Source organism: Daejeonella oryzae DSM 19973, assembly GCF_000422945.1.
GTDB lineage: Bacteria > Bacteroidota > Bacteroidia > Sphingobacteriales > Sphingobacteriaceae > Daejeonella > Daejeonella oryzae.
This window is the reverse complement of sequence record NZ_AUHA01000002.1, coordinates 403,690-428,324: the sequence shown is the minus strand read 5'-3', so window position 1 is coordinate 428,324 and position 24,635 is coordinate 403,690. Positions and strand designations below refer to the sequence as shown.

General features: G+C 38.3%; 21 protein-coding genes. 16 read left to right on the top strand and 5 right to left on the bottom strand.

Going from position 1 to position 24,635, the window contains the following annotated elements:
• Positions 1-78: 78 nt before the first annotated feature.
• The 4 genes from G521_RS0102165 (at position 79) to G521_RS0102145 (ending at position 5,803) form a co-directional block, all read left to right on the top strand.
• Positions 79-522: a YybH family protein gene (locus tag G521_RS0102165; RefSeq protein WP_026897051.1), complete on the top strand. Its 444-nt coding sequence runs from the start codon at positions 79-81 to the stop codon at positions 520-522.
• Between the two features lie 164 nt (positions 523-686).
• On the top strand, positions 687-1,214 hold the full coding sequence (locus G521_RS17980; protein ID WP_026897050.1) for a plastocyanin/azurin family copper-binding protein: 528 nt from the start codon (positions 687-689) through the stop codon (positions 1,212-1,214).
• A 279-nt stretch (positions 1,215-1,493) separates the two neighbouring features.
• The gene (locus tag G521_RS0102150) at positions 1,494-4,442 is read left to right on the top strand and encodes a SusC/RagA family TonB-linked outer membrane protein (RefSeq protein WP_026897049.1); all 2,949 of its coding nucleotides are present in this window, start codon (positions 1,494-1,496) and stop codon (positions 4,440-4,442) included.
• Between the two features lie 11 nt (positions 4,443-4,453).
• Positions 4,454-5,803, top strand: a complete 1,350-nt coding sequence (locus tag G521_RS0102145; protein WP_026897048.1) for a RagB/SusD family nutrient uptake outer membrane protein — start codon at positions 4,454-4,456, stop codon at positions 5,801-5,803.
• 56 nt (positions 5,804-5,859) lie between these two features.
• Here the strand turns inward: G521_RS0102145 and G521_RS0102140 are convergent, their stop codons facing one another.
• From G521_RS0102140 to hemW, 4 genes are all read right to left on the bottom strand, one after another.
• Complete coding sequence (locus G521_RS0102140; protein WP_036678007.1) at positions 5,860-6,732, bottom strand: cupin-like domain-containing protein; 873 nt, start codon at positions 6,730-6,732, stop codon at positions 5,860-5,862.
• Positions 6,733-6,850: 118 nt separating this feature from the next.
• Entirely contained in the window at positions 6,851-7,402 is a 552-nt protein-coding gene (locus G521_RS0102135) for a fasciclin domain-containing protein (protein WP_026897046.1), read from the bottom strand.
• A gap of 166 nt (positions 7,403-7,568) precedes the next feature.
• Positions 7,569-8,357 carry an SDR family oxidoreductase gene (locus G521_RS0102130; protein ID WP_026897045.1) on the bottom strand — a complete coding sequence of 263 codons (789 nt, stop codon included), beginning with the start codon at positions 8,355-8,357 and terminating at the stop codon, positions 7,569-7,571.
• An 8-nt stretch (positions 8,358-8,365) separates the two neighbouring features.
• The gene (hemW, locus tag G521_RS0102125; RefSeq protein WP_026897044.1) at positions 8,366-9,511 is read right to left on the bottom strand and encodes a radical SAM family heme chaperone HemW; all 1,146 of its coding nucleotides are present in this window, start codon (positions 9,509-9,511) and stop codon (positions 8,366-8,368) included.
• Between the two features lie 292 nt (positions 9,512-9,803).
• Here hemW and G521_RS0102120 point away from each other — a divergent pair, with 292 nt between their 5' ends.
• The 12 genes from G521_RS0102120 (at position 9,804) to G521_RS0102065 (ending at position 23,277) form a co-directional block, all read left to right on the top strand.
• The gene (locus G521_RS0102120; protein WP_081675002.1) at positions 9,804-10,211 is read left to right on the top strand and encodes a response regulator; all 408 of its coding nucleotides are present in this window, start codon (positions 9,804-9,806) and stop codon (positions 10,209-10,211) included.
• Positions 10,208-11,386 (top strand): sugar transferase, encoded by a 1,179-nt coding sequence (locus G521_RS17620; RefSeq protein ID WP_051189384.1) that lies wholly within the window; start codon positions 10,208-10,210, stop codon positions 11,384-11,386. Before G521_RS0102120 ends, G521_RS17620 begins: the two co-directional genes overlap by 4 nt.
• Positions 11,387-11,508: 122 nt before the next feature.
• Positions 11,509-12,492, top strand: coding sequence for a DUF4271 domain-containing protein (locus G521_RS17615; protein WP_051189382.1), 984 nt, complete (start codon positions 11,509-11,511; stop codon positions 12,490-12,492).
• 12 nt (positions 12,493-12,504) lie between these two features.
• Positions 12,505-13,275: a uroporphyrinogen-III synthase gene (locus tag G521_RS0102105; protein WP_026897042.1), complete on the top strand. Its 771-nt coding sequence runs from the start codon at positions 12,505-12,507 to the stop codon at positions 13,273-13,275.
• 307 nt (positions 13,276-13,582) lie between these two features.
• Positions 13,583-14,905, top strand: coding sequence for a T9SS ring complex lipoprotein PorK/GldK (gene porK / locus G521_RS0102100; RefSeq protein ID WP_026897041.1), 1,323 nt, complete (start codon positions 13,583-13,585; stop codon positions 14,903-14,905).
• A gap of 56 nt (positions 14,906-14,961) precedes the next feature.
• Positions 14,962-15,765, top strand: a complete 804-nt coding sequence (gene porL / locus G521_RS0102095) for a type IX secretion system motor protein PorL/GldL (RefSeq protein ID WP_026897040.1) — start codon at positions 14,962-14,964, stop codon at positions 15,763-15,765.
• A gap of 41 nt (positions 15,766-15,806) precedes the next feature.
• Positions 15,807-17,336 carry a type IX secretion system motor protein PorM/GldM gene (porM, locus tag G521_RS0102090; RefSeq protein WP_026897039.1) on the top strand — a complete coding sequence of 510 codons (1,530 nt, stop codon included), beginning with the start codon at positions 15,807-15,809 and terminating at the stop codon, positions 17,334-17,336.
• 9 nt (positions 17,337-17,345) lie between these two features.
• Positions 17,346-18,209: a type IX secretion system ring subunit PorN/GldN gene (gene porN / locus G521_RS0102085; protein ID WP_026897038.1), complete on the top strand. Its 864-nt coding sequence runs from the start codon at positions 17,346-17,348 to the stop codon at positions 18,207-18,209.
• A 224-nt stretch (positions 18,210-18,433) separates the two neighbouring features.
• A complete protein-coding gene (locus G521_RS0102080; RefSeq protein WP_026897037.1) occupies positions 18,434-19,948 on the top strand; it encodes a PKD domain-containing protein in 1,515 nt (504 codons plus the stop codon).
• Between the two features lie 19 nt (positions 19,949-19,967).
• Positions 19,968-20,813, top strand: coding sequence for a hypothetical protein (locus tag G521_RS0102075; RefSeq protein WP_155975639.1), 846 nt, complete (start codon positions 19,968-19,970; stop codon positions 20,811-20,813).
• 56 nt (positions 20,814-20,869) lie between these two features.
• Positions 20,870-22,306: a T9SS type B sorting domain-containing protein gene (locus G521_RS17610; protein WP_026897035.1), complete on the top strand. Its 1,437-nt coding sequence runs from the start codon at positions 20,870-20,872 to the stop codon at positions 22,304-22,306.
• Positions 22,307-22,332: 26 nt separating this feature from the next.
• The gene (locus tag G521_RS0102065; protein WP_245580819.1) at positions 22,333-23,277 is read left to right on the top strand and encodes a PorP/SprF family type IX secretion system membrane protein; all 945 of its coding nucleotides are present in this window, start codon (positions 22,333-22,335) and stop codon (positions 23,275-23,277) included.
• A gap of 17 nt (positions 23,278-23,294) precedes the next feature.
• On the opposite strand, the gene G521_RS0102060 is transcribed toward G521_RS0102065, so the two are convergent.
• Positions 23,295-24,578, bottom strand: a complete 1,284-nt coding sequence (locus tag G521_RS0102060; RefSeq protein WP_026897033.1) for a DUF5690 family protein — start codon at positions 24,576-24,578, stop codon at positions 23,295-23,297.
• Positions 24,579-24,635 lie beyond the last annotated feature (57 nt).

Below are 24,635 nucleotides of genomic sequence, written 5' to 3'. Positions count from 1 at the left end.
GTGTGATATTTGATCTTATTAAAGACGATCTGTACTTTGAAAATAATTTCAATATTCACCTTATAAAAATCACAACTGATGAAAAAAATAGGTTATGCAGTTTTACTACTTCTGATTTCTCTAAGTGCCGTTGCGCAATCGCAAACATCATTCGCTTCGGCAGAGCAGCAAAAAATTATTAAGGTTCTTGAAGACCAGCGATTATCCTGGAACAATGGAAATCTTGAAGAGTATATGCAGGGATACTGGAAATCAGACTCTTTAGTGTTTATTGGCCAAGGTGGCCCTAAATATGGATGGCAGCAAACCCTTGACAATTACAAAAAAGGGTATCCGGATAAAAAGGAGATGGGCTTTCTGACTTTCAATTTTCAGGAAATCAGAATGCTCAATTCAGAGCATGCATTTGTTGTTGGCGCATGGCATCTTAAAAGAGAGAAAGATGAACCACAGGGTTACTTTACTTTACTGATGAAAAAAATTAAAGGGCAATGGAAAGTAGTTGCCGATCATAGCAGCTAACTCAATGTTTTGTATGCGATGTTAACACACAAACCTTCCTTTCATAAACTTGTTTATATATTCTACACATAGCGTGCAGTTTTGAACAAGCATGATTAATAACTTTCAAATGATAATTTATCTTGTGCTTTGATCTAACTTGCGCCATTTAAAACAATCAAATTATGAAAAAAATATTTTTTTTATTAGCTGTTGTAAGTCCTCTTTTTCTAGCTTCATGTGGCGGAAATAAGACATCAGAAGAAACAGCAGACACGATGGCTGTTGATAATTCACTTCCTGAAGTTTCAGCGCCTGAGGCAGTATCGGATACGGTGGTTTCAAATACAGTGGAATTAACCGGTGATGATTTAATGAAGTTCAACAGAACCGAAATTCGCGTTAAAGCCGGAGAGCAAGTAACCCTATCTCTTAAGAATATCGGTAAATTACCTAAAGAGGCTATGTCTCACAATTTTGTGTTGTTGAAATTAGGTACAGATACAGAGCAATTTGCTTTAAAAGCAGCGGTTAGTCAGGCTTCTGATTACATTCCTGCCGACATGAAAACTTCAATCCTTTCTCACACTAAACTATTAGGTCCTGGTGAAAGTGATACAATTACCTTTACAGTTCCTGCGGGAGAATATGAATTTATTTGCAGTTTCCCGGGTCACTGGGGTACTATGAGAGGCAAAGTGATTGCTCTTTAAGTCAAATTAATTTCTTGAAAAAAGGAGATGGCCGTTGGTCATCTCCTTTTTTTTTTGACCTTTTAGAGAGCTGGTTCAATATAATTGTTCTTTTAAGATATTTAACCTCATTCCTAACAGAGGTTTGCTTCCATACTGTTTCTGAGTTTTGATATTTTAGAATTTCCATATTCGAATTTCTTCCGATTAAAATAACTATGTGAAAACGCTACACAAGTATTTTAAAAATTTTTCAATGTTCTACTAATCAGTATATTTAGGAAAGCAAAACCTATGAATATGAAACAAAACCTATTACTCTTAAAAATTTTACTCCTCTTTTGTTTAGTTCCATTTGTAAGCAGTGCCCAGGTGAATGTTACAGGTACGGTTACTGATGCAAGCAGAAATTATCCACTTCCGGGAGTCTCAGTAAAAATCAAAGGAAGCAATACCGGAACGGTAACTTCCGCAGAAGGAAAATTCACGTTAAGTAATGTTCCAAATGGCTCTACAATTGTTTTTTCTTATTTAGGTTATATTAATTTGGAAGCTGCTGCGGCTCCAACATTAAATGTCCAATTAAAGGAAGATTTTGCCCGGCTGGAAGAAGTAGTGGTAACAGGTCTGGCTACCAGCGTCAAGCGAAGTAATCTGGCAAATGCGGTAAGTACGGTTTCTGCCAGAGAACTTGTTGGAACCACCAACCCCCAAACAGTAGATGCCGCATTAAGCGGAAAAATACCGGGAGCAAATATCACCTCCAACTCCGGGGCACCCGGTGGTGGTTTTTCAGTCAGGTTGCGTGGGGTCACATCCGTAAATGGAAATACCCAGCCATTGTATGTCATCGATGGAGTTTTTATTGATAACTCAGATATTTCTCCCGGATTAAATGCAGTGACCGCAGCCGCCGCCGGCGGTAATCCTTCAAATCAGGATAATGCTACTAACCGGATTGCCGACATTAATCCGGATGATATTGAAAATATTGAAATTTTGAAAGGTGCTTCAGCGGCGGCAATTTATGGTGCTCTGGCCTCTTCCGGAGTAGTGATTATTACAACTAAAAAAGGTTCTGCCGGTAAAACAAAAGTAAGTTTCAGACAAGATTTTGGACAGGCAAGCTTGAGTAAAAAGTTAGGCATCCGTAATTTCACAGAGCAGAGGGTGATTGATACGTATGGTGCTAGTGCCCTTTCTTTATTTAATCAGGCCGGTGGAAAAGTATATAATTATGAAGATGAGATGTACGGAAACAAAGGATTTCTAAGCACATCTAATTTAAGTTTAAGCGGCGGCGATGAGAAAACGCGGTTTTTTGTTTCTGGTCTTTATAGTGATGAAGAAGGAATTATTAAAACTACCGGATATGAGAAATCATCGGTTAGGGCAAATATAGATCATCGCATCAGCGATCGGTTTAATTTTTCAATTACTACAAACTATATTAATTCTTCCACAGATCGAGGATTGACAAATAATGATAATTCGGGTGTAACTTACGGTGTTGCATTATCTTCTACACCAAGTTTTATAAATTTATATCCCAATGAAAGCGGGTTATATCCTAATAATCCATTTGCAGCATCAAATCCTCTGCAGACACGAGATTTGTCAACCAATAATGAGAAGGTAAACAGGTTTATCGGAGGCTTAACTTTCAACAGCTTTTTACAGCAAAATTCCACTTCGGTAACAAAACTGGTTTTTAGAGGCGGAGCCGATTATTATAATTTAAAATCTACAGCATTATTTCCCCGCCTATTACAGTTTCAATCGGGTGGTAATGGTACTGATGGAGCATCTATACAAGGAAACACGAACAACCTGAATTTAAATTTTTCTGCATTTGTGGTTAATACTTTAAATGCATTTAATAACAAAGCGACATTCAATACAACTTTAGGAACCACTCTTGAGAATTTCAAGCAGGAAACTATATTAAATATCGCCACTGTTTTAACAGGTTCTCAAACAAATGTTAGTCAGGCCGCAGCACTAAAGGCTGTTCAAACTCAGATTCCGCGAAAAAACAGAGGATTGTTTTTTCAGGAAGAGGTGAATTTCGATGATAAATTAATTTTAACCGGTGGTTTACGGTTGGATAAATCATCGGATAATGCTGATGTTTCTGAATACCAGCTATTCCCTAAAGCGTCTGCTGCTTTTAATGTAAGCAATTTTGATTTCTGGAATATTTCATCCATTAACCAGTTTAAGATACGGGCAGCATATGGAGAATCCGGAAATTTCCCTCCTTTCGGATCTAAATTTACAGACCTGGTTCAATCAAATATTGGCGGATCGGGAGGAGTACTTATAACCACACAGCAGGGAAATGATGATATCCGGCAGGAGAGGCAAAAAGAATTTGAAACCGGAATGGATCTTTCTTTTTTACAGGGGAAAGTTTCATTTGAAGGTTCTTATTACCAAAAAAGCGCCAGCAACCTGATCTTTGCCAATAATGTGCCCACTTCATCAGGGTTCTCAACTCAGATTATTAATGGCGGTACATTGCGTAACAGGGGAGTTGAGCTTTCATTAAATGTCAGGGGTGTCGATACCGAAAACTTTAAATGGGTATCACATACCACATTCTGGAAAAATAAATCGGTAGTTACCAAGCTGGATGTACCTGCATTCAATCTCGGCGGATTTGGAAATACTCTTGGCACATTCCGGATTGAGGAAGGTAAAGTTGCTACTCAAATATTAGGAATCGATGATGGTTCTGTTAAAGTATTAGGAAATGCAGAGCCTAAATTTCAGATGAATTTTAACAATGATTTTACGCTGTTTAAAAATTTATCTCTCGCATTTCAACTGCACTGGAAATATAAATATGATAATATTAACCTCACCGAATTGCTCACAGATTTGGGTGGTACAAGTCCGGATTACGATGATGATGATGACGGTGACGGTATAATTAATGCCATAGAAAGAACTTCATTACTGGGTTCTTCTGCCCGTCCTTTTGTTCAGGATGCATCTTATTTGCGTATTCGTGAAGTTGGTCTTTATTATAACCTGCCGAATACCGTATTAAGATCTGCTTTTAACAATGTTGTTTCGGCGGTAAAAGTCGGATTTTCCGGAAATAACCTCTACACATTTACTAAATATAAAAGTTATGATCCCGAAGTTTCAAATTTTGGAGGAACCGGATTTTCAACCGGTGTAGAGGTTACGCCATTTCCTCAGTCTAAGAGATTGTTTTTTCATTTAACTGTTGAACTTTAATAGCCAAACGCATGAAATTAGTAATTCATAATATAAAGATAGTTAGCGCAGCACTTTGTGTCTTCCTGACTTTGCAATTTTCTTCGTGTAAAATTGACGATAGTATAAACCCGAATAATCCAAGTTTGGAAGGTGCCTTATCCAATGCCACGTTAGATGATCTTAATAATCTGGTTGTAGGCACTGAGTCGAGTATGCGAAATAATTTAGGAACATATTTGGATGATGTAGGAGTCGTTGGACGGGAAATTTATCGTTTTTCAGGTTCAGAACCCCGGTTTACTTCTGATCTGTTAGGAGCCGGTAACGCTGTACTGGATAATAATACATTTTATACTACAAATCCATGGGCCAGCCGCTACAGAACTATTAAAAATACAAACATCCTGATAAGTGCTATTGAAAATACTTCGTTGCCAACCGAAGCTCAAAAGCAGGCTTATTTAGGATTTGCAAATACAATTAAAGCGTATCAGTTATTACTGGTATTAAATCTTTCTAATGATAATGGAATTCGTGTTGATGTAGCAGATCCTTCTAATCTGGGACCGTTTGTTCCTAAAGCTGAAGCATTAACTCAGATTGCTGCGTTATTGGAATCAGGGTTTGGGCAATTGAATGCTGCAGGTGCAACCTTTCCTTTCCAGCTTTCCGCCGGCTTTGCCGGTTTTGATAATCCAGACGGTTTTAAGAGATTTAACAGGGGAATAGCTGCCCGGGTTGCTGTTTACAGAGGACAATTTGCGGAAGCGTTGAATTTTTTAAATGCCTCCTTTTTGAACATCAACGGAGATTTTAATTCAGGAGTTTACCATGTATTTTCAGGTGCAACAGGCGACCAGCTTAACCCGGTATTTCTGCCATTAAATTCCACAGGAGAAGTTAGAGTTGCACAACCGGCATTCAGAACCGATGCACTTGCAGCAGGTGCTGCAAATGACGATCGTTTAAATAAAATAGCTTTACGATCTGCACCTGCTACGCAAAGCGGATTAACAGGCACGCATGATCTGGTAATATTCCAGAGTAATACAGATCCTGTATCTATTATCAGAAACGAAGAATTAATTCTGATATATGCAGAATCAAAAATCAGAAGTGGAGCAGCCGGTTATACGGATGCTTTGATTGCGATAAACAGAATCAGGCAAGGTCACGGTTTAACTGCTTATTCCGGAGCTTTAACTGAAACTGCTTTGATTAACGAAATGTTAATCCAACGGAGATATTCATTATTTATGGAGGGACATCGCTGGATTGATATGCGCCGGTATAATAAACTTAATGAATTGCCGATTGATCGTACCGGAGATGATGTTTGGGTTAGCTTCCCGCTCCCGTTTTCAGAAAATGCTGGTTAGAATAGGGGATTATAAAAAAGACTCGCGTAAGCGGGTCTTTTTTATTAACACTAATTTTATTTTTCAAGGGACTTCAATGCTCGTTTTATTGCTAATTGTTCTTTCCAGCTCATGTATTTTTCGCGAAAATTCCGCTTCATAAAATCATCAAGTTTTCTTTGGATGGTTAAGTTATAGAGGCTTCTCGATTTAACCGCCCAGGATTTATCCCATGCCCGAAGTGAAATAGAGAAAGACCCTTCCAGGTACTTCATCCAGTGCCAATAACCAGAAGGCATAAATAAGGTATCGCCATGTTCTAAAATAGTTTCATATCCGGCAATTCCATTAAGAGCCGGGAATTTATCAAAATCGGGATCTTCGATATTATAGTCTTCTAAAGCATAAGTTGCAAATGGGATGCCGTATAACCGCTCTTTCCATTCGTTTTTAAACAGAATGACTTTTTTCCTTCCATGAAAATGCGTGTGGAAAATATGTGCCAGATCTATATCGTAATGCAAAAATGTAACCGAGCCTTTTCCACCAAAAAACATATTGGGATATTTATCCAGAAATCCGCCAAGAAGTTCTTTAGGTGGATAGTAATCATCAAGTAAAATGGGGGCATATTTAATCGGATCAAATAAGAAAATCCGAAGATCGGTTGGCTGATGTTGTATTAAATCCAGATATTCTGAAAATTTCATTTCGGCAGCAGGGGCATTAATGGGTTTGGAAGGATCTGCTTTTGAACTATCATATAAAGGCACTATCTGATTGCCTGCTACTTCTTTGAGATAGTTAAAGGTCCATTTCTCTAATGCAGGCCAGTTTTTACTCAGATTTCGGATCACCACAGGCTCGCCGGGATTGAAGTAGTTTTTAAGAAAATCTTCCCTGCTGATGGTTGTTAGATAATCTACAGATTTTAGAGAGATGCCACTCATCTTCAGATTTTATGATTAAATATAACAAAATCACTATACACCAGCAATCCCATTTTATAAGGCAAAAAAAATCCCGGCAGATGAGCATCATACCGGGACCTAAAACAAAACGAAATTCTTAATTAGGTAATAAAACTGTATCTATAACATGGATAACCCCATTTTTTTGAAATACATCAGCGATAGTTACCATAGATTTTCCACCTTTTTCATCAGTTAGAATAAGATTTTTGCCATTCATTGAACCTGTTAATGTTCCACCCGCAACGGTTTTAAATTCTGCTGAACCCTTTCCGTTTTTGATGGCTTTCATGATAGCATCAGCACTGAATTTACCGGCTAAAACGTGATAAGTTAAAATGGAGGTTAAAGTACCCTTATTTTCAGGTTTAACTAAAGTTTCAACAGTTCCGGCAGGTAATTTTTCGAAAGCCTGATTGGTAGGTGCAAAAACCGTAAAAGGTCCTTCTGACTTTAAAGTTTCGACCAATCCGGCAGCTTGTACGGCGGCTACCAAAGTGGTATGATCTTTTGAATTAACTGCATTGTCTACAATATCCTTGGTTGGATACATGGCAGCACCACCTACCATTTTAGTTTTTTGAGCGAATGTTTGCGTTGTGGCTGCAGAAGTTACTAATGCAATTGCCAGGATTATAATTTTTTTCATCGTGATTTGGTTTTGATATGTTAATCAGGATGAATTACGTGATATATTGTTTTACGGATTTAGCTCCTTTTAAATTTTTTAAAGGATTTTTTAAGAATTCTATTGAACAGAAGACTTGTAAGCCTTTCCAGATTTGGAGTAAGTAAATATATTTTAATTGAGATGGCTAAACTACTTTTGCTTTACGAATCATTTTTGCAAAATATCCCGGGAAAAATCTTTTAATAAGTACAGCATATTTTTCTCTGCCGCCTATATAAACTTCCCGTTTCTTAGATGCTACCGCTTTTATAATTTTTGAAGCGCATTCGTCCGGCATCATGCCGTTTTCCTGGGCATCATCCATCGTATTTTGAGCTGAGCCATCGGCAAGTAAGGCATTAAAAGTTAAATTGGTTTTTATAAATCCGGGGCACACAATAGTTATATGTATATTGTGTTCTTCCGTTTCTATGCGGAGTGAATCAAAATAGCCGTGCAAAGCATGCTTCGATGCCGAATAAGCAGAACGTAATCGGGTGCCAAATTTACCAACCAAGCTACTAACTACAACTATTTGCCCGCCGCCCGCCGATATCATCGATGGTAATAATCCTTGTGTCAGACTTACCGCTCCCCAAAAATTTACATCCATAAGTTGTTGAGCAACTTTTAGCCCGGTATTTATAGCTAAAGCCCTCTGGCTGATTCCGGCAGAATGAATCAAGATATCTATTCTTCCAAAAATTTTAAGTGCTAAAGCGGCTTTTTCAGGTAAAATTTCAGTCTGCTCCAAATCCAGAGGAAGAACATGGATGTCAATGGAGTTATTTTTGCAGTTTTGCTTTACGCGATACAGGGCATCTCGGTTTCTGGATGATATAATCAGTTTAGCGCCCTGTTCATGCAGTAAATATACCAGCGCCTCGCCAATTCCGCTTGATGCTCCGGTAATCCAAATTATTTTGTCTTTCATTAAAAGGGCTAATTTTGAAAATCCTGATTTGGATCGATGAATAATTCAGAGGCAATATGGTCGGCAAATAATTTACCTTCCTGCGTTAGCATAATTTTTCCATTGTTTTCCTTAATCCAATCCGGATTTATTTCTGAAAGATTATTTTGAATGATTTTTAAATAGTCATCTCCAAATCTGGCTTTTATCCTCTCCTGATCCATTCCCCACATTGTGCGTAACGAGGTCATTATATATTCATTAGCCTGATTAGGAATAGTTAGAATTTCACTCTCTGAAGGGATTTCATTGTTCCCAATGGCCTGCAGATATTTGCTGTTATTGGCTATATTCCATGATCTTATTTCCCCGTTAAAAGAATGTGCCGATGGTCCGATACCCAGATACGGAATGCCTTTCCAATAATTAGAATTATGTCTGGATATCATTCCGGGTTTGGCAAAGTTGGAAATTTCATAGTGCTCAAATCCGGTTTGCCGGAGAAAGTCCATTAATATTATAAACTGTCCGGCACTTTGTGCTTCATTCATGGGTTGCTGCAGGCCTTTATTTATAAAAGAAGCAAGGGCTGTGGCCGGCTCTACTGTCATACTGTATGCAGAAACATGAGGAACATTCAGGTTAATAACCCGGGTAATATTGCTGATCCATTTCTCTTCGCTTAACAGGGGATAGCCATATATAAGATCAACAGTGATGTTTTCGAAACCTGCATCCTGGACTCTTTTTACTGAACTCTCTGTTTCTTTAGAGCTATGTGCCCGGTTCATCCAAATAAGGTCTTCTTCAAAAAAAGATTGAATGCCAATACTGAACCGGTTAATTGCGGTTTGTTTCAATTCTTTCACTTTTTGCGGACTTAAATCATCTGGATTTGCCTCAAGAGTGATTTCAGCTGTTGCTGACAGATCATAATGATTGCCGATTTCACTAATCAGAATATGAAGTTCATCGGCATCCAATAAAGAAGGAGTTCCTCCACCAAAGTAAATGGTTTCTATATTCTGATTTGCCAGGAAATTCTTTTGCAGAATCAGTTCTTTCCGCAAAGCACTAACCATTTCATCTTTGTATTTGGGAGAAGTGCTGAAATGAAAATCGCAGTAATGACATGCTTTTTTGCAAAAAGGGATATGTAAATATATTCCGGACATCAGGATAGATAAAATAGCCTCAAAGATAACCAAATTAACTTTTGAGCCTGATTAAGAATATTTTCAATTGTTATAAACTAAATGCCCCATTTTTTTGAAAAAAAATATCGTTATAGTGAATTTGCCCGCAACTTTAATGAGATTCATCCGTAAAAATTAAGTGCATTATGAAAAGGTCTTAAGATATAAGGCACTCTAAAATGCTTTTATAGCTCATTTAAACTTTGTTAGGTTAAGTGGGAGCGTATTAATAATTATTAAACACTTAGAATTTATTATATATTTTCAATTTATGGGTTTCACAAATTCAATGCGCCAAAAGCTTCTGGTTGTAGAAGATGATATCTTTATGCAAAAGATTATTAAATCAGTACTTCACGAAACCTATGAAATTAAAATTTGCAGTAATGGATTAGATGCACTTTCCTTTTTACAAGACGGAAACATTCCTGCATTGATAATATCGGATCTCAATACGCCGGTTTTAGATGGGTTTGGATTGATCGAACAGATAAAGGCAAGTGATTTTTTTAATGAGATCCCTATTTTAATTCTTTCAGGAGAAGAGGGTTCAGAGGTTAGAACACGTTGTCTTGATGCAGGTGCTGATGATTTTCTGGCAAAACCTTTTAATCCTTCGGAGCTGGAAGCTAGAGTTAGAGTAATTTTCAGGCGGATAAAAATAAGTATTGCTTCGTGAAAAATAAGAGTTCAAATATTTCTCTTCGTGAGGAAATAATAGCGCTGGTTAATTGCAATAAAGCTGTTTTTACTTTACTTTCTATTTGTAATTTCCAGGACAGAAAGCTGGTTAATTATAAAAATGCGAGCGAACTTGCGGAAGCTTATCACAGGCAATGCTTAAATATTGTCGCTGTAATTTCTCAAAGTGAAATTGCCGAACCATATGGAATTGAATTGCTTGAGAGTTTAAATAAACAAGATTTTCCTAAAGTTCCATTCTTTTTAGTTTCTAAAGAGTTGGATAGAAATGTAATTAAACTTGCTTTGCGAGCGGGTGTGGTGGATGTTTTTAAATTGCCTTTTAAAGTTGCTCAGATAGAAAGCCGTTTAAATTTTGTAATTCAAAACTGGAAACGATTAACAAAAGACCGGCGTGAGCGAATTCATATTCCATATAAAATACCAAATGAAACCCGCCTTTTTGATATTCTGTTTTCAGCCTTTTTACTTACTCTGTTATCCCCATTAATTGTATTAATTATCATTGCAATAAAATTAGAAAGCCGCGGATCTGTATTTACTCACTCTTTAAGAGCTGGGAGTAACTACCGCATCTTTAAAATGTTCAGCTTTCGGATGATGCAATTAGATGCAGATAATCGGATAAATTTATCCCATACCTCAGAAAATAATACCCAGTTACAAAACAATTCGGTTGAAACTGGTCTCTGTGAAAGTTGCAGAGAAACGAGGGTTAAATGTCAGTTTCCTGTATACGCTGATCAGGTAACCTGGTGCGAAAAGAAATTTCAATACAATGAAAAGCTATCTGCCCACACCGCCGAAGATGTAAAATCTTCTTTCCATGGCTTTACTAAGGTTGGCAAATTTTTAAACTATACCAGATTTAGTCAAATTCCTCAGTTATTTAACGTATTAAGAGGTGACATGAGTATTGTTGGGAATCTTCCACTGCCTCTCTCAGATGCGGAGAAGTTGACAACGGATAAATATGTGTTGCGGTTTATGGCACCTGCCGGAATTACTGGCTTATGGCAAATCGAAAAGCGTAAAAAAGGTTATGATAATAAAGAGGGAAGATTGGTCCTCGACAATCGGTATGCCCGTAATCATACATTTCAAATGGATATTATCATACTTGCTAAAACCATCCCGGCTCTATTAAAGTAAGCTGCAGAAAAGCATTACACACTTCTATTTATATTTTGCTAAATATCACTTACCAAACCGGATAATTATCTTGTAAATTTGCCCAGAAGTGTATTTCATAATAAACCGGCTATTTTAAATTTATGGTGCAAAAGATTTTTTGTCTGGGAATGATCTTTTTCCTGTTTCTCCAAACATCGGCAATAGCACAAAGAGATACCGCTAGTTCAGATTCTATAAAACAAGCATCGGTTTCAACTCCTGAGTCTGATAATTTAATTGGGAAACCGTATCAAAAAATTGATTCACTAAAAAACAATGCCGATTCTTTATCTATGCTTTGGATTAAAGCGCCTGACCCAAACAGGCCTAATCAATTTCTGGATAGTTTAATAGATTTGTATACTGTTGAAAAATTTAATTTCCAGGCTTGGGCGAAAAAATTCCCCAAGAAATATAAAGTAGAAAACGAGGGAAAACTTAGGAATACCGGTAAAACCTGGGTTATCCTGGTGATAATTGCCCTGATTTTATTTTTTGCTATCCTTAAAAATGCATTTTCAAAAGAGTTAAGTTCCATCATTCAATCTTTTTATAGCAACAGGGCTTTGGGCCAGATAAATAAAGAAGACATGCTGTTCAATTCATGGCCCTTCTTATTTCTTTATTTATTGTTCGGACTTTCTATTGGTATGTTCTTATATCTCTCGGGAGAACATTATCAGATTAAATATGCATTTACAGGGTTTGAGTGGTTTTTAATTTTATCTGCAACCATAATTGGAGCCTTTACATTAAAAATTTTAGTATTAAGGATACTTGGCTTTTTATTTGGTGTACAAAAAATCGTTAGTGAATATATAACCATCCTTTATTTAAGTTATTTTAACGCTGCATTAATTTTTTTGCCTTTACTGTTGGCATATAGCTTAACACCCAGCAGATTTTCGGAAGTATATAGCTACATTGCGATTATTATAATAGGATTGATTTTTACATTTCAGTTTATACGTGCTGGTGCAAACATTTTAACCAATTATCGATTTTCTAAAACATATTTAATTATATACCTTTGTGCCCTCGAAGTATGTCCAATACTTATTCTAATTAAAGCACTTAGGTTCTAAAGCCGAAAACACATGCAAGAAGCATCATCAGCGAGAAACAAAAAAGTTAAAAGTATTTTAATAACATTGCCTAAACCCGAAAGTGATAAATCTCCATATTTTGATCTGGCAAAAAAATATAATTTAAAAATAGACTTTCGCTCTTTTATCCATGTAGAAGGAGTTCCGGCTAAAGATTTTAGGAAAGAAAAAATAAACCTTGCAGAAATTACTGCAATTATTTTTACAAGCAGAAATGCGGTTGATAATTTTTTTCGTATTTGCGAAGAAATGCGCTATGATGTGCCTTCAGAGATGAAATACTTCTGTATATCCGAAACAATCGCTCTTTATCTGCAGAAATATATTCAATATCGTAAACGTAAAATCTTTTTTGGCAAACAAACCGCTTCTGATTTGGAAGAAGTTTTGAAAAAACATGCTTCTGAAAAATTTTTATACCCTTGCTCTGATGTTGCCGCAGAAGAAACAATGAAACTTCTGCAGGCCAATGGCTATGATTTTACTTCTGCGGTTTTATTTCGTACAGTTTGCAGTGATCTGTCTGATTTAAAAGAAGTTTATTACGATATATTAGCCTTTTTTAGTCCCTCCAGTATTCATTCTTTATTTATAAATTTTCCTGACTTTGTTCAAAATACAACCCGCATTGCTGCTTTTGGTGCCAGTACACACAAAGCGGTTTTAGAACATAATTTATTATTGGATATTGCGGGTCCCACACCACAGGCGCCAAGTATGACTATGGCCATTGAACAATACATTAAGCAGGTAAATAAATAAATTAATATCATTTAACGGCTTAAGTTCTCTGAAACAGTAATCATCTAACATGATAGTTAGATTTTTATATTTTAAAGGAAACTTTGTTCGCCCGAATACGTAAGAAAAAATAATTTTCTGTTTATAAGAATACTTGAAAACATTTAGCGTTTAATAAAGCATTTTCAAATTGCTGATTATAAGCTGGTTGTTATAATAGGAAAAAGCCCCGTGCAAACGTAGAAAGTAAGTTTTTTAAAGGTTAACGTGTTTTTTATTTATATTCGGTATAATTTTGGAAAAGGTATACAAAACCGAAAACAATCAAATGAGAAAAATATACTTTATCGCTCTTGCAGCAGTTGCCATAATGGCAAGTAGCTGCGGTAAAGGAGGTGCTAACGGTGAGCTGGTTGGGGTTTCAACCAAGAAGTTTCATAACAATGAAGTTCCCTATGGAATGGTTTATGTACCAGCCGGAACTTTCATTATGGGACAAACTGACCAGGATATCACTTTCGCTCAGATATCCCAAAATAAGCAAGTAACTATTCAGGCATTTTACATGGATGAAACGGAGATCACTAACAGTGAATACCGTCAGTTTGTGAATTGGGTGCGTGATTCTATTGCGATTACAAACTATCTTCAGGACGATAAATATTACCTTAAGCCTAAAGGAAAAGCTGATCCGAATGCTGCCGGCAAAAAATATATTGATTGGAAAAAAGTAGGAAATGGGTCTGAAATATGGGGCGGTAAAAAGGGAAATTCTGCAAATGCAGCCAAACTTCAGGCCATGTATTACCAGGGAGAGGATCGTGTATTTGACCGAAATGAACTTGATGTTCGTTTGTTAAAATACAACTTCGCCATTATGAAATTACGTGAAGCTTCCAATTTTCGTAATGATAAATCTAAAAGACGTTCTGATTTTATTTTACGAGATACTGTAGCAATTTATCCGGATACGCTGACATGGTTGTCTGATTTTGCATACGCTCAGAATGAGCCGATGGTTCAGGGTTATTTTTCACATCCTGCATTTGCCAATTATCCTGTTGTAGGAGTAACCTGGAGACAGGCACGTGCTTTTACAATATGGAGAACCCGTTTCAATGAGTCTTATAAAGAAAGTCGTGGAATTCCTGCACGTGCTCCTTATGATTTACCAACTGAAGCTGAGTTTGAATATGCTGCACGCGGTGGACGTGTTGGAACAAGTTATCCATGGGGCGGGCCTTATATCCGCAATGCAAAAGGATGCTTAATGGCAAACTTCAAACCGGGTCGTGGTAATTATATTGATGACGGTGGTGCTTTCACCGTTCATGCTAAGTCGTATTACCCAAATGATTTTGGCTTATATAATATGGCCGGCAACGTTTCTGAGTGGACCAGCTCGGCATACGATGAATCTGCTTCTACTTTTACCCATGATATGAACCCAACTTTTAACTACGAGGCGAAATCAGATGATCCGGAAGTATTGAAACGGAAAGTTGTTCGTGGTGGTTCATGGAAAGATATCGGTTTCTTCCTTCAAAATTCTGCCAACACTTTTGAATATCAGGATACAGCCAAATCTTACATAGGTTTCCGTTGCATATCCAAATATCAGGGTAGAGATATTAAGGATAAACGCAATTAATTCTCACAACACAAATAAATCTAAATACATTAAAATCGTTAAAATTTACTATTAATATGGCTGGAAAGAAAAAGGTTGATTTATTGCACACTGCAATTTCATGGGGTGCAAGTATTGTGATTGTGGGTGCTTTGTTTAAAATTCTTCACCTGGGTGGTGTTTGGGGAAATTATATGATTGGAGTAGGATTAGGTGTTGAAGCATTTTTATTTTTCTTAACCGGCTTTTTCCCTCCTGCAAAAGATCTTGCTTGGTCAAGAGTTTACCCTGAATTATCTGATGAATTTGACGGTGAACTGCCGGTTGCATCTGCAAGACCAACCATTGCAATGCCCTCGTCTACAGCTGCTTTAGATAAAATGATGGCCGACGCTAAAATCGGACCGGAGCTGATTGAAAGTTTAGGTTCGGGTTTGCGCACATTTGGCGACAAAGTTTCTTCAATATCAAATGTTGCAGATGCATCTGTAGCTACTACCGAGTTTTCAGGAAAAATTAAAACAGCTTCTCAGAAATTTGATAATTTAAGTGTCGCTTTTGATAAAGCAACCGGAAGTCTTTCTGAAATGGCTGATACACATATCGATTCAAAAGCATACCATGAACAAGTAAATGGCCTTGCTAAAAATCTTTCAGCTTTAAACGCAGTATACGAGTTAGAATTGCAAGATTCTAGTTCTCACTTAAAATCAATGAATAAATTCTACCAGAATCTATCTGTTACCATGCAGAACTTTAGCGAGTCAATGGAAGATTCTAAATTATTTAAAGAAGAAGTTGGCCGTTTAGCCAAAAATCTTTCATCCTTAAATGCAATATATGGCAATATGCTTTCAGCTATGAATCAGCCAAGAGTTTAATCTTTTAATAATAAATTTCACTCTAAAACTGGAAATAAGAAATGGCCGGAGGTAAAGAATCAACCAGGCAGAAGATGATCAATATCATGTATTTGGTATTGTTAGCTATGCTTGCGTTAAATGTATCAGATACTATATTAAATGCGTTTAAAAATATCAATGATAGTTTAGCTACATCACAAACAAATGTTAATAACAGCGTAAATCAATTATTTACTTCCTTTGAAAATACAAAACTGAAGGAAGAGCCGGAAAGGGCGAAACCAATTTACGAAAAGGCAAAACAGGCACGTGCAATTTCAGCAGAATTGAACGGTTACCTGGAGAAACTTAAGCAAACGTTTATTAAAGAAGGTAATGGGTATGATCCGGAAACGGGTGATCTGGTAGAGCGTTCTAACCTTGATATTGCAACCGGTATCATGATCAATAAAAAGGAAGGCGCCCGCTTGAAAGCCAAGATTAATGAAACACGTGAAAAATTAATTAATCTGATTGAACCAAAAGACCGGTCTAGTTTAACTTTTTCATTAGAGGCAAAAGATCCTGCAAAACCAATGGGTGGAAAACGTACCTGGGAAGATGTTAATTTTGGTGAAGGAACTCCCTTAACCGCAGCAATGACCATCCTTACAAAAATTCAGGCTGATACTAAAAATGCTGAGTCGGATGTAGTGAAGAAAATTTTCGGTAAAATGGATCAGGCAGTAGTCAATCTGGATCAGTTTGCCGCAGTAGCAGTAGCACCAACTTCTTATGTTATAGCCGGTCAGCCATATACCGCCGAAGTATTTTTAACTGCTTACGACTCAAAATCAAATCCTACAATTACTGTTGGAGGATCTAGTTTGCAGGTTAGGGATGGTAAAGGAGTTTATTCGGTAAATACCGGAAGTGAAGGAGTTTTTTCATGGGTTGGAACAGTAAGAGTTAAACAAACTGACGGCAGTATAAAAGAATATAAAACCAGCGAGCAGAAATATCAGGTGTCACGCCCATCGGCTGTGGTATCTCCTGATAAAATGAATGTGTTTTATATCGGGGTCCCTAATCCTGTTTCGGTTTCCGCTCCGGGTATCCCGAAAGAAAACCTGAGAGTAAGTATGAGCGGTGGTAGTATTTCAGGTTCGAACGGAAAATATACGGTAAGAGTAAATTCTGCAGGTGCTGCCAAAGTAAATGTATCGGCAGAGATTAATGGTAAAGTGCAGAACATTGGAACAAGTGATTTTCGCGTAAAGCGGATACCTGATCCTAAAGCAAAGTTTGCAGGAAAAACCGGTGGAGCTATGAGTTCTGTGGTGATTAAATCACAGAATGCAGTTTTTGCAATACTCGAAAACTTTGATTTTGATGCTAAATTTAACGTAACTCGTTTTAACCTGGTTATTGCGAAACCGCGTGCAGATGCAGTGATACTACAAACTAGCGGCAATACGTTAAGTTCTCAGATGAGAGCGGCGATGGCCAGTGTAACTCCGGGAACGCGGGTTATTTTTGATAACATAGTAGCCGTTGGTCCGGATGGAACTCAAAGGCAATTAGACGGAATTGTATTAACAGCTAATTAATCTGTTATGATGAAAAAAATATTCACTTTGGCTCTTTTAGCGGTAAATGCTGTAGCATTTGCACAAACGCCTAATTTAAATAACAGCACCAAACCTACGCCTGTAGAAAGGCCGGTTGATGGCTATTATAAAAAAACCAATATTTTAAGTGCTAAGGTTACCCCTTATGCTAACCTGCGTGAATCTGATGTAATGTTCAGTAAACGTGTTTGGCGTGAGATGGATCTTAGAGAAAAGCAAAATATGGTTTTCGCTTCTCCTAAAGGACGTTTAATTGATGTTTTTATGGAAGCTGTAATGGCAGGTGAACTAACCGCGTATGATGCAACTTCTACCAGGGATGATGTGAATGGAGATGAATTTTCTACTATTCTTAAGCCGGAAGAAGCGATGTCCAAATTTGCTGACAGCGTGCTGGTGCCGATTTTCGATGATGAAGGAAATCAGACCGGAACAGAAGTAAAACCGGGTGAATTCAATGCGGATAGTATTGTGAAGTTTAGAATAAAAGAGGACTGGATATTTGATAAGCAGCGTTCTGTTTTTGAACCACGCATAATTGGAATTGCGCCTATGGTGAAAGTAAAAGCAGCTGGTCAGACTTTAGATGATCAGCCCGCATTCTGGATTTATTTTCCGGAAGCACGCCAGTTACTGGTTACTAAGGAAGTTGTAAACCGCAGGAATGATGCTACCGGATTAAGTTTTGACGATGTATTCATGAAGCGCTTGTTCGCCAGTTATGTTGTAAAAGAATCTAACCCTGAAGATCTGCGTATTAAGGATTATGCACTTGGTATAGACAAGTTATATGAATCTGAACGAGTGAAAAAAGAACTGATGGATCGGGAACACGATCTTTGGTCTTACTAAGGCCTCCTATTATACATACAAAAAGGCTTTCCGTTTACGGGAAGCTTTTTTTGTTTTATAAGTAATTGAATATTATCCTGTTACGATCTAAGATTTGCCTTTTTTGATTGCGGGTTATCATTCTTCCCAGTTAATTTTATTAATTAAACTAAACTTTCTTTCCCTGATTCCGTAGAAAATTCCATTGGCAAATATATTCTGCCATTGAAATTATTTACAAAACTATGGTATCCGGATCGGGTAATTATCTTACTGATTATAATTGCAGCGATGGAAAAACCGGAAGATTTTTCAATTGGCAAATCAAAATACTTCTCTCCCTGGGGAATTCCTGGAGCAAGAAGATTTTTCTTTTCATTATAGGCATTGCTTCTGCTTTAAATGCGTTTTCGCAAGGCTGTACCTCTAATGATTTTGTTTTTCAGGAGTTTTATATTGGAGATGCCAATGGACTGGAGCTAACAAGTCCGTGTACAGCGGGTACACCGGTAACCGGTTTTTTATGGTTAAAGGTTGTTGGTAATGCCACCCGTTATTCACTCTACGTAGATTATTCCCTAAGTGCTACAAATAATTTAACAGGAATTACTACCACTACCAGCATTACCAATTGTCTCTATTCAAAGATCGCCATCCCCAAAACGCTAATTAAGCTGGGAAATATTACCTGGAATTGTGGAGAGGTGTTAAAGATTCACAATTTTAAAATGTCCTGGCAGCAAAATATTTCAGGAGAATGTACTTTTGAAGAGCCTAAATGTTCATTTGTTCCATTAGCAGTAATCAGGACTCCCTTATCTGTTGATTTTACTTACAAAAGTTGTAATAACGGAACAAATACATCGGTTAATTTCACATCCCTGACTACCGGAGGAAGTAATACGTATTCATATTTATGGACTTTTAGTGATGGATCTACGTCAACTCTTGCTAACCCTGTGCATGTTTTTGCGAATACGGCTGCCCCTTTTAGTGCTTCCTTAAAAGTTAACGATGGAATTCGCGAGTCAACGCTTACCAAAACTATTGTTGCGGGTTCGGCTATAACTTTAAGCGCTCTGCCAACACAGATCAAATGTTTCGGAGGAACAGGTAGTGTTGCTTTATCTGCCGCAGGCGGTACCGCTCCATATACATTTTCGGGTACGCCTACTTCTAATCTTTCCGCCGGAATTTATAATTACCAGGTGACGGATGCCAATGGATGTACAGCAACTGCATCCGCTACAATAAATGCATCACCTCCGGCTTTAAGCCTCAGCGAAAGCCATACAGCAATAACCTGCTCTCCGGGTTCATCAACTATAACCCTTACAGGAATTGGTGGCAGCGGAACCTATGAATATAAATTGGATAACGGATCTTATCAGCCGGGCAGTGTATTTACCGGGGTTGCAAGCGGTAACCATATTCTGTATATAAGGGATAGCAATTTATGTGAAACTTCCATACCTCTTACTATTCCTGCATACACAGTTATTAATTCGTCTGTTATTGCCGATACATGCGTAGGAAGCTCCTATGATCTCAGCAAATCAATCAGTAATTATCATCCTGAACTATATACATACATCATTACAGATTCTCAGGGAAATGTGATCGCGTCGCCTTATCTGGTTTCTGTAGCCGGAAATTATGTAGTAACCAAATACCAAAGCCCTTCCTGCACTTTAGAAACACAAACAATTCAATTAGTAATTCATCCCAAACCGGGTTCACCTTTAATAAAAATAAATTAAACAGATAAATACAAGCCTTATGAACAGAATCTTTACTTTCTTAAAACTGACTTTCATTTGCACATTCATGCTGATTGCTTTTAATTCAACAGCCCAGCAAGTGACTTTTACAGATCAGAGCCTTTTAAAAGTCGGCCCCGCAACAGCAACCGTTCCGGCCTTTGATAAATCTCTGGCTATATTTTGTCCGGCCAGCAATACATTTAACCTAAATGCAAGTGCAACAGATAAAGACGGAAATACATTTGCTACTTACGAATGGTATGAAGTAAATTCTGCAGGTGGTGCCGACGCCATTGCAGGTCAAACTACTATCAAATTACCGGTTACCAATGCTACTCCCGGTTACCATACCTACAGAGTATACGGTATTCAGGATTACGGAAACAACCAAACTTGTAAGGCCGATGAATTCGAAGATTTTACAGTATATGTTCTGCCTCCTCTAACTGTAGTTGCTACAGTTGCCAATACTGAAATATTAAAATATTGCGTGGATAACCTTCCGGGAAGTACTCCAGCAACTCAGGCAATTGTATTAACCGCAACTACTGCATTTTCTGGTGCACAGAATTCTGTTGCCGGATTAACTAACCCGGTAGTGGGTGATTTTGAATATAAATACACCTGGTACAAAACAGCTTTAGATGGTACTAAGATCGGCTCAGCCCTTCAGTCCAATACTACAAATACGTATACAGTTGCCGAAACAGAAATCGGAAGCTTTAAATACATGGTAGAGGTAGTTTATACTGTTAAACCTGCTTGTCTTCCTTCTTACGATGCAGTGGTTCAGCAAAACAATGCAGATGCGGTATTTATCGTAACACCTAAACCAGGTAAACCTACTATTACCATTAACTAATCTTATTCAGATTTAAATTCCGGGGCGATGCGCTCCGGAATTTAATTAATCTTACAATGAAGAACAGATGCGCTGTATTCTTTCTCCTGTTCCTTATGATATCGGGTTTGCCCGGTATTACCAGGAATGGAATGGACTCGCATCCTGTAGTAAAGATATGTGAAGGAGAAGCCGCAACGCTCCGGGCACCCGTGCCCGGAGCTTCCGGCTATCAATGGTTTAAAAACGGGGAGATTATTCCGGGTGCCACGAGCGATAATTACCTGACTGGAACTTCGGGTCTGTATACTGTTACTGCTTTTAACCTGGAAGGCTGTGCTTCTGAGCTTTCTGATCCGGTAGAAGTCATTCTGCTTCCTACACCGGTAATTACCTTTAATCCATTGCCTGATAAAACGTACGGCGATCCGAATTTTAAATTAAACGCAACTGCCAGCGACGGTTCTGAAATAAAATATTCTATAGATGATCCTGCTATTGCCCGTATTGTAAACGGCAATGAGGTTCAGATTTTGAAAGCGGGAAAAGTAAACATCACCGCAGATTTTAAAACTCCGGCCCAATGTCCGGGTGTTTCTGTGGTGCAGCCGCAGGTAATTAAAAAGAAACTTTTAATTGTTAAAGCCATTGGAGATCAAAAGGAATACGACCAGCGCCCATACCAGGGAAGTGGAGGTAGAAATATTATTGGTTTCATTCCCGGTGATGATGAATCGGGTCTGCAGGGTAATTTAGTTTATCTGGGAAGTGCACAAGGCGCAGTAGAAGAAGGTAAATATGAAATTATTCCGCGGGGATTAAGCTCAGATAATTATGAGATTATTTATGTTCCTGCCGAATTGGTAATTGTAAGGTACTCGGTAGTTGACATCGCGGTAGTGAAAAAATCTGAAACCAAACCGGTAACCCGGGATGGTGAATTTGAATATCTCTTTACAGTAACTAACAAGACTTCCGATTTTGCCAGCAATGTGGTATTAACCGATGAGTTGCCGGCCGAATTAGAATATCTGGAAGCAATAATGCCACATGCCGGCCGTGTGGAATATGATAAGCCAACCAATGTTTTTAAATGGATGATTCCCAAACTGGATAGTTCGCAGGTGCTGGAATTGAGAATTCGTGTGAGAGCATTAACAGATGGAAACATTACCAATACCGCAAGAGTAAGTTCGGTTGATACCGATGCCGATCTCTCAAATAATATTTCAACAGATATCAAGGAAATTATCAGCGTTCAAATTCCGAATGTTTTTTCTCCTAACGGCGATGGTAAAAACGACAGTTTTGTCATTCCGGGATTGGAGCTGTTTGCAGAGAATGAACTGGTAATATTAAACCGCTGGGGAAGCCATATTTACGAAAAAACTGGTTACCTGAACCAATGGACAGGCGAAGGTTTAAATGAAGGCACTTATTTCTATGTTCTCAAAGTTAAGGGCAACTCCGGCAAATGGCAGGTTTATAAAGGATATGTAACATTACTTCGATGAGAAAGCACTTTTTAATATGCCTGCTGATGTGTATTGCAGCAATATGCCAGGCTCAGCAGGATGCACAGTTTAGTCAGTATATTTTTAACGGAATTTATATTAATCCGGCTTACGCCGGATATAAAGAACAAGTCTATCTTCAAAGTTCCCTTCGCTCGCAATGGGCAGGTGTAGAAGGCGCCCCGCAAACCGCCTCGGTGGCTATAGATGGGGTAACCGATTACCGGCGGAACGTAGGAGTCGGACTAATGATTGCGCATGATAGAATTGGTGCGCAAAGCAGTTTGTCTGCGTATGCCAATTATGCCTACCGCCTGCAGGTTGGGGCCCTGGAATCTTCCAGGCTGGCACTTGGCTTAGGAGTTGGCGCCATTCAGCTGGGTATAGACGGAACAAAGCTGCGGTCAACAGAGACTGATGATCAGTTTATTCCGCAAATAAAACAGACCACCATATTGCCCGATGCCCGGGCCGGCGTTTATTTCTCCAATGAAAATTATTTTGCGGGTTTTTCTGTCGATAATCTCCTGGCACATTACATGAAACCAAAAAGCGATACCGACATTTTAACGCCCATACCAAAGCCACACTATTATTTAACCGGCGGAGCCTTGCTGGTCCTAAACCCGACTATGAAATTTAAGCCTTCTTTTCTGATAAAAGATGATCTGGCAGGTCCTTCGAGTGTAGATGTAAACGCCTTCATGCTGTTTGATGAACGCTTATGGGTAGGTGCATTTTACCGTACTTCTTTCAGTCTCTACAACAAAGATTATTTACAACGTGATCTGCAAAAAAGCAGCGCCACCGGTATTATTGCCGAAGTGTTTGCCACCGAAAAATTACGGATCGCTTATTCATTTGATTATTCCCTCAACAAACTGCGCAACTATAATTATGGCTCGCACGAAGTATCTATAGGAATCTATTTCGGAAATTCTCGTGCAGATCAGCCAAAATGTTATTTTTAAAGATCAGGCAGGAAGATTTAAGCAGTGATGGCTGCCGCTTTCAGTCTGGCGAACTTCTTTCCGAAATAAAGCATTGAGAAAATAGTGAGCAGTATCCCGATCGCCGAAAGCCAGATCACGCTGTTTGAAAAGAAAGTAACCCAGTTTAATTGTACCCTGAATATTTCCTTGCTCAATAAAACACCCACGCTGCCAACATACCCAAATGAATCGGCCAGGTAGATTAAAAAACCAACGTTTCCGGTGTATTTAAAGGTAGAAATCAGCCGGTCGAAAAACACGGCGTTAAACGGGATATAAACCATATAAAGACCCAGGCCAACTAACATCATCCACCAGATAGGCTCAATGGCTTTAGCAGTAAAAGCCAGGGTTGATATTCCGGCAATTACAAATCCCAGCAAAATAAACAGATGTGCCATTTGCAATGCTTTGTAATTGTTTTTGATAAGCACCATGCTGCCAATCAACACTAAAATTATCAGGGTGATGGGAGTTTCTGTTTTTGAAAATATAGCCGGCTGATTAAAATAGCCAAGTTCTTTCCACATTTCTGCACTAAAATTATCGCGTATATCTCTAAAGATGGTGGCAAAACAGTAAATCAGTACACAAGCCACCAATCCGGCAGAAAATTCGCTGATAAATTTTTTGCGGTCGGTTTGGGTCATAGCCGATCGCTCTGTTCTGAGCTGAATATCTTCTTCGCTGGGAGGCGGAATTTTTTCCATCAGATAAACAAATAACAAAAGCGGCAGTGCAAATACCAGTCCGGTATAAAAGGGCACCCAGAATTCGCTTACACCAAATTGAACCATTAGCCAGGCACCTACAGATTTTACAAATCCGGAGGCGAAGATGAAACTTACCGCCAGAGTTGCACCGATAAAATCGGTACTTCGCCGGCCCTCTACATAAGAGAATACAACTCCCCAAAGCATTCCCAGAGGAAAGCCATTTATAAATAGAAAAACAATGTTGTAAGGAACCGGTACGATGGCAAAAAACAGCCAGCTTAACCAGGAGATTCCCGTTAGAATGAGGATAACCTGCCCGCGGCCTGTTCTTTTAAGTTCTGAAATATACTTGATGCCGTAGAATTTGGCAAGCAGGTATCCTAAAACCTGACTAATAACCAGGATTGTTTTGTAGCTGTAACCGGCTATTTCAATTCCGTCGAATGTGGCAACTGTAAAAGATTTGCGGAAGCCGAAAATCATGGTGTAGGCCAGAAAAACAACAACAGCAGCATATAACCCAACTTTTACCCGACTGCTTTTCTCTCCATTTTTTTCTGACATGCCAATTCTGTTAATTTTCGTGATTGAAATGTAGCTATTAGCCGTGAATTTTCCTGA